This window comes from Nonlabens sp. (assembly GCF_965657255.1).
Taxonomy (GTDB): domain Bacteria; phylum Bacteroidota; class Bacteroidia; order Flavobacteriales; family Flavobacteriaceae; genus Nonlabens.
In genome coordinates this window covers 1-12,343 of the sequence record NZ_CBFHNM010000007.1, presented here as the reverse complement: position 1 = coordinate 12,343, position 12,343 = coordinate 1, and the positions used below count along the sequence as shown (strand labels likewise).

Annotated in this window: 4 protein-coding genes; all 4 read left to right on the top strand. The window is 37.3% G+C overall.

All coding sequences use genetic code 11. The features are described from left to right. The first annotated feature begins 46 nt into the window (after positions 1 to 46). Complete coding sequence (rpoB, locus tag ACTF54_RS09110; RefSeq protein WP_347197389.1) at positions 47 to 3,856, top strand: DNA-directed RNA polymerase subunit beta; 3,810 nt, start codon at positions 47 to 49, stop codon at positions 3,854 to 3,856. A gap of 92 nt (positions 3,857 to 3,948) precedes the next feature. Beyond that, complete coding sequence (rpoC, locus tag ACTF54_RS09105) at positions 3,949 to 8,256, top strand: DNA-directed RNA polymerase subunit beta' (protein ID WP_347197386.1); 4,308 nt, start codon at positions 3,949 to 3,951, stop codon at positions 8,254 to 8,256. Between the two features lie 5 nt (positions 8,257 to 8,261). Beyond that, on the top strand, positions 8,262 to 8,573 hold the full coding sequence (locus ACTF54_RS09100) for a DUF3467 domain-containing protein (RefSeq protein WP_347197387.1): 312 nt from the start codon (positions 8,262 to 8,264) through the stop codon (positions 8,571 to 8,573). Between the two features lie 407 nt (positions 8,574 to 8,980). Continuing rightward, the coding region (locus ACTF54_RS09095) for an Ig-like domain-containing protein (RefSeq protein ID WP_438969204.1) at positions 8,981 to 12,343 on the top strand (3,363 nt) is incomplete at its 3' end.

Here is a 12,343-nt window from a genome sequence, read left to right as displayed (position 1 = left end):
GACGTCGTCGATAACGCTTTTTTTAATCATTTAATACCGTGCATTGATGCTAGCAACAAACACAGAGAGAATTAATTTTTCAACGGTAACTAATAAGGCGGAATATCCTGACTTGCTGGATATCCAAATCAAATCTTTCCAAGACTTTTTTCAGTTAGAGACTAAATCTGATAAAAGAGAAGTAGAAGGTTTGTACAATACCTTCATGGAGAATTTTCCAATTACTGATACTCGTAATCAGTTCGTATTGGAGTTTCTTGATTATTTCGTAGACCCACCTCGTTATTCTATTCAAGAATGTATAGAGCGAGGTCTTACATACAGCGTGCCGCTTAAGTCGCGTTTAAAATTATACTGTACCGATCCAGAACATGAGGATTTTGAAACAATTGTTCAGGATGTTTATTTAGGTACAATTCCTTACATGACTCCATCTGGTACTTTCTGTATTAATGGTGCAGAACGTGTAGTAGTTTCACAACTTCATAGATCACCTGGTGTATTTTTTGGCCAGTCATTTCATGCAAATGGAACAAAATTATATTCTGCTCGTGTAATTCCTTTTAAAGGATCATGGATAGAATTTGCGACAGATATCAACAGCGTTATGTACGCTTATATCGACCGTAAAAAGAAATTACCTGTAACCACACTTTTCCGAGCAATAGGCTTTGAAAGAGATAAGGATATCTTAGGTATCTTTGATCTTGCAGAAGAGGTTAAAGCGAGTAAGACAGGTTTAAAAAAATATTTAGGTCGCAAGCTTGCTGCTCGTGTACTTAGAACATGGCATGAAGATTTTGTTGATGAAGATACCGGTGAAGTGGTGTCTATTGAACGTAATGAAATCGTTCTTGATCGTGATACAATTCTTGAAAAAGAACATATTGATGAGATCATTGAATCACAGGCAAAGACTATTCTTCTTCATAAAGAGGATAACATGTCCGCTGATTATGCTATTATTCACAATACATTACAAAAGGATCCTACTAACTCAGAAAAGGAGGCAGTAGAACATATTTATAGACAATTACGTAATGCTGAACCGCCTGATGAGGAGACTGCGCGTGGTATCATCGATAAGTTGTTTTTCTCTGACCAGAGATATAACTTAGGTGAGGTGGGGCGTTACCGAATGAATAAGAAATTAGGTCTTGATATACCTATGGATAAGCAAGTGCTTACTAAAGAAGATATCATTACCATTATTAAGCATTTGATCATGTTGATCAACTCTAAAGCAGAGATTGATGACATTGATCACTTATCTAATAGACGTGTGCGAACTGTTGGTGAGCAGTTATCTCAACAATTCGGTGTAGGACTTGCTCGTATGGCTCGTACCATACGTGAACGTATGAACGTAAGAGATAATGAGGTGTTTACACCTATCGACTTGATAAACGCAAAGACTCTTTCTTCTGTTATCAATTCTTTCTTTGGAACGAACCAATTGTCTCAATTTATGGATCAAACTAATCCGTTAGCAGAGATTACTCACAAACGTAGATTGTCTGCGCTTGGACCTGGTGGTCTTTCTAGAGAAAGAGCAGGTTTTGAGGTTCGTGATGTTCATTATACACACTACGGAAGGTTATGTCCGATTGAAACTCCTGAAGGACCAAACATTGGTTTAATTTCATCTCTTGCTGTATTTGCAAAAGTAAATGGCATGGGGTTCATTGAGACGCCTTACAGAAAAGTAACAGATGGTGTAGTAAACCTGGATGAAGAGCCTACTTATTTGAGTGCTGAAGAAGAAGAAGGATTGCATATTGCACAAGCTAACTTACCACTTACAAATGGTAAGATTGATCAAGAAAAAGTAATTGCACGTATGGAAGGAGACTTCCCTGTGATTGATGCTTCTGAGGTGGTTTATGCAGATGTTGCTCCTAATCAGATTGCTTCTATATCGGCATCTTTAATTCCATTTTTGGAACATGATGATGCAAACCGTGCACTGATGGGATCTAACATGATGCGTCAGGCAGTACCACTTCTTAGAGTAGATGCTCCTATTGTAGGAACTGGTCTTGAAAGACAAGTGGCTTCTGATTCAAGAGTATTGATCAATGCAGAAGGTGATGGAGAAGTGGTTTATGTAGATGCTCAAAAGGTAGTGATTAGATATGATCGTACGGAGCGTGAATCTCTTGTAAGTTTTGAACCAGAAGATACCTCTTATAACTTAATCAAGTTCCGTAAGACCAATCAAGGTACTAGTATTACTTTAAAGCCTATCGTTCAAAAAGGTGATAGAGTAAATAAAGGACAAGTGCTTTGTCAAGGTTATGCGACTGAGGCTGGAGAACTTGCTTTAGGACGTAATATGAAAGTGGCATTTATGCCATGGAAGGGTTATAACTTTGAGGATGCGATTGTGATCTCAGAAAAAGTAGTTCGTGAAGATATATTCACTTCTATTCATGTAGATGAGTATTCTCTTGACGTAAGAGATACAAAGCTAGGTAATGAAGAGTTAACTCCAGACATACCTAATGTTTCTGAAGAAGCTACTGCAGATCTTGATGAGCAAGGAATGATTCGTATCGGTGCAGAAGTTAAACCAGGTGATATTTTAATAGGTAAGATTACTCCTAAAGGTGAGTCTGATCCTACTCCAGAGGAAAAGCTTCTTAGAGCTATTTTTGGTGATAAGGCTGGTGATGTAAAAGACGCTTCTTTAAAAGCTTCTCCATCACTTAGAGGTGTTGTTATTGATAAGAAATTATTCTCTCGTGCTGTAAAGGATAAGAGAAAAAGAGCACAAGACAAAGAAGATATTGCGAGGTTAGAACAAAATTACCAAGGTAAATTTGATAACCTTCAAGAACGTCTTATTGAGAAATTATTTGAAATAGTAAGTGGTAAAACATCACAAGGTGTATTTAATGATTTAGGTGAAGAAGTTCTTCCTAAAGGTAAAAAGTATACTCTTAAAATGTTGAACTCAGTAGATGACTTTACTCATTTAACTTCAGGAACTTGGACAACAAGTAATGAAGTAAATGAAATGGTTGCAGACTTACTTCACAATTATAAGATTAAAGAAAATGATCTTCAAGGATCATTGCGTCGTGAAAAGTTCACTATCTCTGTAGGAGATGAGCTTCCAGCTGGTATTATCAAACTTGCAAAAGTTTATATCGCTAAGAAGCGTAAACTTAAAGTAGGAGATAAGATGGCAGGACGTCACGGTAACAAAGGTATCGTTGCACGTATTGTGCGTCAGGAAGATATGCCTTTCCTTGAAGATGGAACTCCAGTAGATATCGTATTAAATCCGCTAGGTGTACCTTCTCGTATGAACATTGGACAGATTTATGAAACAGTACTAGGATGGGCTGGAGAAAAATTAGGTAAAACTTTTGCTACTCCTATCTTTGATGGTGCTACTTTAGATCAGATCAACGGTTATACAGATGAGGCTGGTATCCCACGTTTTGGTCATACTTACTTATTTGACGGTGGTACTGGTGAGCGTTTTGATCAACCTGCAACGGTAGGTATCATTTACATGCTTAAGCTAGGTCACATGGTAGATGATAAGATGCACGCACGTTCTATAGGTCCATATTCGTTGATTACACAGCAACCACTTGGTGGTAAAGCACAATTTGGTGGTCAGCGTTTTGGAGAGATGGAAGTATGGGCACTTGAGGCTTATGGAGCATCTAGTACCTTACGTGAAATCTTAACTGTAAAATCAGATGATGTTATTGGTCGCGCTAAAACTTACGAAGCAATCGTAAAAGGCGAGCCTATGCCAGAGCCTGGTCTTCCAGAATCATTTAATGTATTGATGCATGAGTTGAAAGGTCTAGGATTAGATCTAAGACTGGAGGATTAATTTTTCTGTGAGGTTGGATGTTAGTTTCGCTTTCGCGAAAGCGGAACACAGCAAACAACCTTGCTACTTTAACTTAAAATAGTACCATAATTATGGCTAGACATAACGACAATACAGCACCAAAGAAATTTTCAAAAATTTCAATTGGTCTCGCATCTCCAGAAGCTATTCTTGCAGAGTCAAGAGGTGAGGTGTTAAAACCAGAAACGATTAACTATCGTACGCACAAACCTGAAAGGGATGGGCTTTTTTGTGAGCGTATATTCGGTCCTGTAAAGGATTATGAATGTGCTTGTGGAAAATATAAACGCATACGTTATAAAGGAATTGTTTGTGATCGATGTGGTGTAGAGGTTACAGAAAAGAAAGTAAGACGTGATCGTATAGGTCATATCAACCTTGTAGTGCCAGTGGCGCACATTTGGTATTTCCGTAGTTTGCCTAACAAAATAGGCTATCTACTTGGGCTTCCATCAAAGAAGCTGGATATGATCATTTATTATGAACGATATGTGGTGATTCAACCAGGTATTGCAAAGAATGCTGAAGGTGAAGAGGTAAATAAATTAGATTTCCTTACAGAAGAAGAGTACCTAGATATTCTTGATTCTCTTCCACAAGAGAACCTATATTTAGACGATTCAGATCCTAATAAATTCATCGCTAAGATGGGTGCAGAGTGTTTGATCGATCTTTTACAGCGTATTGATTTAGAATCTCTGTCTTATAATCTAAGACACAAAGCAAATAACGAGACTTCTAAACAACGTAAAACAGAGGCTTTAAAACGTCTACAAGTTGTTGAAGCGCTTAAAGATTCTAACGAACGTCGTGAGAATAAACCTGAATGGATGATCATGAAAGTGATTCCAGTAATTCCGCCAGAATTACGTCCATTAGTACCACTAGATGGTGGTCGTTTTGCGACTTCAGATTTAAATGATTTATACCGTCGTGTAATTATACGTAACAACCGTTTGAAGAGATTGATGGAGATTAAAGCTCCAGAAGTAATTCTTCGTAATGAAAAGCGTATGTTACAAGAAGCAGTGGATTCACTTCTTGATAATACAAGAAAGTCCAGTGCGGTAAAAACAGATTCTAATAGACCATTAAAATCTTTATCAGATTCCCTTAAAGGTAAACAAGGACGTTTCCGTCAGAACTTACTTGGTAAGCGTGTTGATTATTCCGCACGTTCTGTAATTGTTGTAGGACCAGAGCTTAAATTATATGAGTGTGGTATTCCTAAAGACATGGCGGCAGAGCTTTATAAGCCTTTCGTTATACGTAAGCTTATTGAACGAGGAATCGTAAAGACGGTAAAGTCTGCAAAGAAAATAATAGATAAGAAAGAACCTGTTGTTTGGGATATTCTGGAGAATGTTCTTAAAGGACATCCAGTAATGCTGAACCGTGCTCCTACTCTTCACAGATTAGGTATACAGGCTTTCCAACCTAAATTAATTGAAGGAAAAGCAATACAGTTACACCCATTAGTCTGTACTGCATTTAATGCCGATTTTGATGGAGATCAAATGGCAGTCCACCTTCCTTTAGGTCCGGAAGCAATACTAGAATGTCAGTTATTAATGCTGGCGTCACACAATATCTTAAACCCTGCAAACGGTAGTCCAATTGCGGTACCATCTCAGGATATGGTATTGGGTCTTTATTACATGACCAAACTTCGTAGGTCTGAACCTGGACACATCGTAAAAGGTGAAGGATTAACTTTTTATGGGCCTGAGGAATTAGTTATTGCATTTAATGAAAAGAGAGTTGATATCAATGCTCCAGTTAAGTGTAGAATAGCACTTCTTCAATCAGATGGTTCTTATAAAAACGAAATCATTGAAACAACTGCTGGTAGAGTCATCTTTAATCAAAAGGTGCCTGATGAAGCTGGTTACATCAATGAAGTATTAACTAAGAAAGCACTTAGAGATATTATAGGTGATATTCTTAAGGTAACTGATGTTCCTAGAACAGCAGCGTTCCTTGATGAAATCAAAGATTTAGGTTATGGATTTGCATTCCGTGGTGGATTATCATTCTCTCTTGGAGATATTATGATTCCTGAGGAAAAGCAATCTATGATTGATAGCGCAAATACTAAAGTAGACACGATACGTGGAAATTATGGTATGGGTCTAATAACACAAAACGAAAGATATAATCAAGTAATTGATGTTTGGACAGCGACAAATGCGCAGCTTACTGAGTTGTCAATGAAAAACATTAGAGAAGATCAACAAGGATTCAACTCTGTGTTTATGATGCTTGATTCTGGAGCTCGTGGATCTAAGGAACAGATAAGACAGCTTACTGGTATGCGTGGATTAATGGCTAAGCCTAAGAAATCTAATGACGGTGGTGGAGCTATTATTGAAAACCCAATTCTTTCTAATTTTAAGGAAGGTCTTTCTATTCTTGAATACTTTATTTCAACTCACGGAGCCCGTAAAGGTCTTGCAGATACGGCACTTAAAACTGCAGATGCAGGTTACCTAACTAGACGTTTACATGACGTTGCTCAAGATGTAATTGTAAATCATGAGGATTGTGAAACATTAAGAGGTATTGAAGTTGCTGCTTTAAAGAAGAACGAAGAAGTAATGGAGAAGCTTGGGGCGAGAGTTCTTGGTCGTACTGCATTACATGACGTGATAGATCCAGCTACACAAGAGGTTATAGTTTCTGCTGGTGAATTAATCAACGAGGTAGTTGCAGATATAATTGAAGCTTCTGATCTGGAAACAGTGGAGGTAAGATCTGCTCTAACTTGTGAAGCACCTAAAGGTGTTTGTACTAAATGTTATGGACGTAATCTAGCAACAAACCGTCTGGTTATGAGAGGTGAAGCTGTTGGTGTTATTGCTGCACAATCTATTGGTGAACCAGGTACACAATTAACACTTAGAACATTCCACGTTGGAGGTGTTGCAGGAAACGTTTCTGAAGATAGTTCGATTGTTGCAAAGAATGATGGTATTTTAGAAATTGAAGATTTAAAAACGGTAAAAGGTGAAGACTCGACAGGAAATGCTGTAGATGTTGTAATATCTCGTACTGCTGAATCGAAGTTGCTTCATGAGAAAACAGGAATGCTTCTAAATTCTAATAACATTCCTTATGGTTGTGAGCTTTACGCAAAACCTGGAACAAAAGTTAAAAAAGGAGACCTAATTGCTAAATGGGATCCATTTAATGGAGTTATTATTTCTGAATTTGCAGGTAAAATCAAATTTGAAAATATTATCCAAGGTGTTACTTTCCAAGTTGAGAGTGATGAACAAACGGGATACGAAGAGAAAGTAATATCTGACTCTAGGGATAAGAAGTTAATACCAACTTTACATATCTTAGATGCTAAAGGTGATAACGTAATTTCTTATAACCTTCCAGTTGGTGCGCACTTGATGATTAATGATGATGATAAGGTTAAGGTAGGTAAGGTGTTAGTTAAGATTCCACGTAAATCTGCAAAAGCAGGTGATATTACAGGAGGTCTTCCACGTGTTACAGAATTATTTGAAGCACGTAACCCTTCTAATCCTGCTGTGGTAAGTGAGATTGATGGTGTTGTTTCATTTGGTAAAATTAAACGTGGTAATCGTGAGATTGTTGTGACTTCAAAAACTGATGAAGTTAAAAAGTACTTAGTAAAACTATCTAATCAGATTCTTGTTCAAGAGAATGATTATGTAAGAGCTGGTATGCCACTGTCTGATGGTTCAATTACTCCTAAGGATATTCTTGCTATCAAAGGGCCAAGCGCTGTACAGCAGTATCTAGTAAATGAAGTTCAAGAAGTATATAGGCTACAAGGTGTGAAAATTAATGATAAGCATTTTGAAGTTGTTGTAAGACAAATGATGAGGAAAGTACGTATCGTAGATTCTGGAGATGGTATGTTCTTAGAGAATCAATTGATTCACAAAGAAGACTTCATTCTAGAGAACGATAAGCTTTACGGTAAAAAAGTGGTGGAATCTGCAGGTGATTCTGATAACTTGAAAGAAGGGCAAATCGTTACTTCAAGAGAGTTAAGAGATGAAAACTCTATTTTACGTAGGGAAGATAAAGCACTTGTAACAGCAAGAGATGTGATGCCAGCTACTGCAGAGCCTGTTCTTCAGGGTATTACTAGAGCATCACTTCAAACTAAATCTTTCATTAGTGCAGCATCTTTCCAAGAGACAACAAAAGTGTTAAACGAGGCTGCGGTTGCAGGTAAAGTGGATACATTAGAAGGTCTGAAGGAAAATGTTATAGTAGGGCATAGAATACCAGCAGGTACTGGTATGCGTAACTATGAAGATATTATCGTAGGCTCTAAAGAAGAGTTTGAAAAACTTTTGCAACAAAAAGAGGAGCCAAAGGTTAATTATAATTAGTTGTAATGGCAAAAGTTGAGAATCCTGATCAAAAGATCAATATAGAAATTGATGGAGAAGTTGCAGAAGGACAGTATAGTAATCTTGCTATTATTAACCATTCTGTTTCAGAATTTGTGGTTGATTTTGTAAATATCATGCCTGGTAATCCTAAATCAAAGGTCAAATCTAGGATAATATTGACACCACAACATGCTAAACGACTTGCAAAAGCTTTGCATGAAAATGTAAGAAAGTTTGAGCGTGCTCATGGCGATATAAAAGATTATGAACAACCGCCTGTTCCTTTAAGTTTTGGCCCAACCGGTCAAGCATAAAATCAAAGCCTGATGTTTTTACGTCAGGCTTTCTTAATTCAATTAACTACTGCATAGGAGTTATCTAGGGTAAATATTTTTTCAAGTTCGTATCATGCTTTTCAACGATTTATTTGTTCTTACTACGGTAATCTGTTAAAGTTATAGCCGCACAAAGAAGATTATTTCAGTACTTGTAATTTTTATTTAGTTTATGTTGCTAAAACTCTCTTCATTTAATAGTTTCTAGTTGTTCTATTATTTTGTTTTGGTTTTGATTTTACGGACACTTTGGTCGAGTAAATCCATGCTTATGTCGAAAAGTGTTTCACTTTCACTTTCAATCTTCTCAAGTTTTGGGGAATAGCAATACATTTGGACTTTAGTAGGGTGTTTTTATTTGTTACACCTTATTCAAATAAATATATATGAGAAATTTTACCCCTTTCTGTATTGGAAAAGTAAAGTCCTTTTTAGTAGTTTTTTTGTTGTTAAGTAGTTCGTTGAGCTATTCTCAATCAATTTTGGGTTTTCAAGATACTACAATTAATAATGGAGGTGCCGATTTACAAGTAGGCACGCAGTTTAGATTTGTTAATGAAAGAGACACAGGTGCTATTTTGAGTGAGTCAAATCCCATTATTTCTTTTGATTTTGATTCACCTAGTAAATCCGAATTAAATAAAACCAGTTTTTCGTTTCTGAATCCGTTTTCTTCTGGCACTATTAGTGGACCTTCACTTAATATAAATCCTAGTAACGTATCTTGCAATGAACGGTTGCCGCTTGTGAATGGTTTGTCATTCGAAAATGTAAATGCTTCTATAACTGAAAATGTACCTGAATTATTGTGTCTAGGTGCTGTTTCAGCGGTTTCAAATTTAACGGATTCTGATTTAAATAATTTTGCCACCATCAACATGACTGGCTTGGGTTGTGAAGCAGAGCTTAGTGTGGCAGATTTAGATAATGAGATTTATCCTGCGGGTAGTTTTGCGGGTTTTCGAGTAAGTTCTGAAGGTTTATTGCAGGTTTCTGTTGCTGCTACCATTGACATTTCAACATATCTAAATGGCACTAGGCAGGAAACCTTTAATGCTGTTTCTTCTACATTAGGAGTTAGTACTGATCTGCTAAATGCAGATGGTACCGTTACACTTGGATTTATAACGAATACAGATTTTGACGAATTGCGTATTAGCTATGACCCATTAGTTAGCGTTTTATTTTCAGCGCAAGTTTATCACGCTGTTGTTCAAAGTTTTTGTGCTGGTACAGAGTTAGAATGTAATGAAAAAACTGTACTAAGCAATCCCAGCTTTCCGTTCTATATCAACCCAAGTCTCACAGGGGTGAATGGTTTGTTATGCGCCTTATGTTCTGTCACTGATACAGATAATTTGCTTACGGAAGATGATGATGATTTTGCGACCATAAATTTGGCAGTTGGTGTTGCTTCTTCTGGTTCTATTGCTGTTAAAAGTGATGTTGATACATTTCCAGCTGGTACATTTGCTGGTTTCGATATTGCAAATAGCGGTCTGCTGGATTTGAATTTGTTGAACGGTATTGTTGTCAACACGTACTTAGATAATAGTATTCAGGAAAGCCAAACAGGTTCAGGCGGTCTCGTTTCAATTAATACATCCTTATTAAATAGTGATGGTAGGCGCGTAGTTGGTTTTGCAACATCGCTACCATTTGATGAAGTTCAAATCGTTGTATCAAATACACTTTCAGTAAATTTAGGTTCTACAAGAGTTTTTGGCGCGGCCGTTCAAAAATTTTGTGAAGCTCCAGAACTTGTATGCAATAAAGATACAGGTTTCACAAATACAGACTTCCCTGTAATAATTAACTCCCAGAATACCGGTTTAGCTGGAGTTGCTTGCGTTTCATGCGATATATCCGATGCTGAAAATGTCATTTCTGGTTCTGATACAGATTTTGCCACTATTCAATTAGCTGTTGGTGTTTTGTCGAGCGGTTCTATAGCTGTAGAGGATGTTTTGAGTTCTTATCAGCCAAATACCTTCGTGGGTTTTGAAATAGAGAATGCATCACTTCTAAATCTTGATGTCCTCGATAATATTGCTATAGAGACATATCTGGACGGAGTTCTTCAAGAAACTCAAACAGGAGTAAGCGCGTTAATTGGTGTTAATACTTCTCTAATTTCGGGTCAAGGTGGTAGAAGGACATTAGGTTTTGTGGCTTCTCAGGAGTTTGATCAAGTACGCCTAACTCTTACTAATACTGTAAATTTAAATCTTGGAACGACACGCGTCTATCAGGCAGTTATCAAAAAGCTCTGCTCAGGAAACATACTTTGTGATCAAACTAATTTTTTGAATGAAGGTGAGTTTGGTTTTCCGGTTGTAATTAATTCATTTGAAACTGGCATTGATGGTTTAGCTTGTGTGGGTTGCACGGTTGAGAATGCAAACAATGCGATCAGTTCAGATTTAAATGATTTCGCAGAAATACAAATTTCTGCGGGCGTGCTAAGCACTGGGACAATAGCAGTTTTAGATCCTATTGATACTTTTCCGGAAGGAAGCGTAGCTGGTTTTACTATTCAAGACTTACAGTCGCTCGTGCAGCTGGATTTATTTGAAAATCTTCAAATATGTACCTACCTTAATGGTGTCGAACAGGAGTGTAGTACTGTTGGGAACCTAATTAATTTAACTGCAGTAGTAGATATTTTCGGAGGGTCTAGTGGTTTAGTTAATGTTGGTTTTGAGACTTCTTTAGAATATAATGAAATTAGGTTTACTGCTGGGAGTTTGGTAAGTGTTAATTTATTGGATACCTCCATTCGTGTATTTGGTGCTTTCGTAGACACTCGCACCGCTACAGGGAATGGTCCTAACGCACTTAATTGTGATCCGAATGCTGTTGATGATACGGTCACAGTTGCAACAGTTAGTAATTCAATTATTGATGTTCTTATAAACGATAGTTTTGGAGGGGATGGACCGAGTTTTTCAGCAATTACTGTTGTTAATCAACCATTAAATGGTACTGCATCTGTTGACGATAACGGGACTCCTAATGACCCAACAGACGATACAATTATTTTCACTCCTGGAGTTAATTTTACCGGATCTGACATGTTTACTTACGAAATTTGTGATAGTAGTGGAGACTGCGATAGAGCAACGGTAATATTGACGGTAAGGCCAGACGAATTAACCGTTACCAAAATAGGAGTTTATGATCCTGTTGATGAGTCCATAATTTACACCTATAATGTTCTTAATTCTGGTACAGTTCAAATAAATGATATTACTATTGACGAGACTCTTTTTACTGGGACTAATACAATTTCTCCAGTTGTCTTGCAGGGTATGATTCAAGATTTAGACGGGGACGGAGATGCAACAGACCTTGCACCCGGAGATAGTGCAATTTTTTCAGTCGTATATTCAGTTTCTCAGGATGATTTACTTGTTGGCAATGTTTCGAATCAAGCAAATGGCTCTGGCTTCAACCCTTCTGGTAATTTAGTATTAGATTTATCTGATGACCCCAGTACTAGTGCTGTAGATGACCCTACTATCGTTTTGCTTGTTTCGCTTCCTCAAATTGATTTAGTGAAATCTGGAGTTTATGTAGATGTAAATTCAGATGGTATTGTAAACGTAGGCGACCGTATAGACTATACCTTTAATGCTACCAACACTGGAAACACGACACTTACAGGAGTAACAGTAAGCGATGTACTTCTAGATCTTACAGATGTATCGACCGTACCGGCAACACTTGCTCCTGGCGAGAATGGTGTT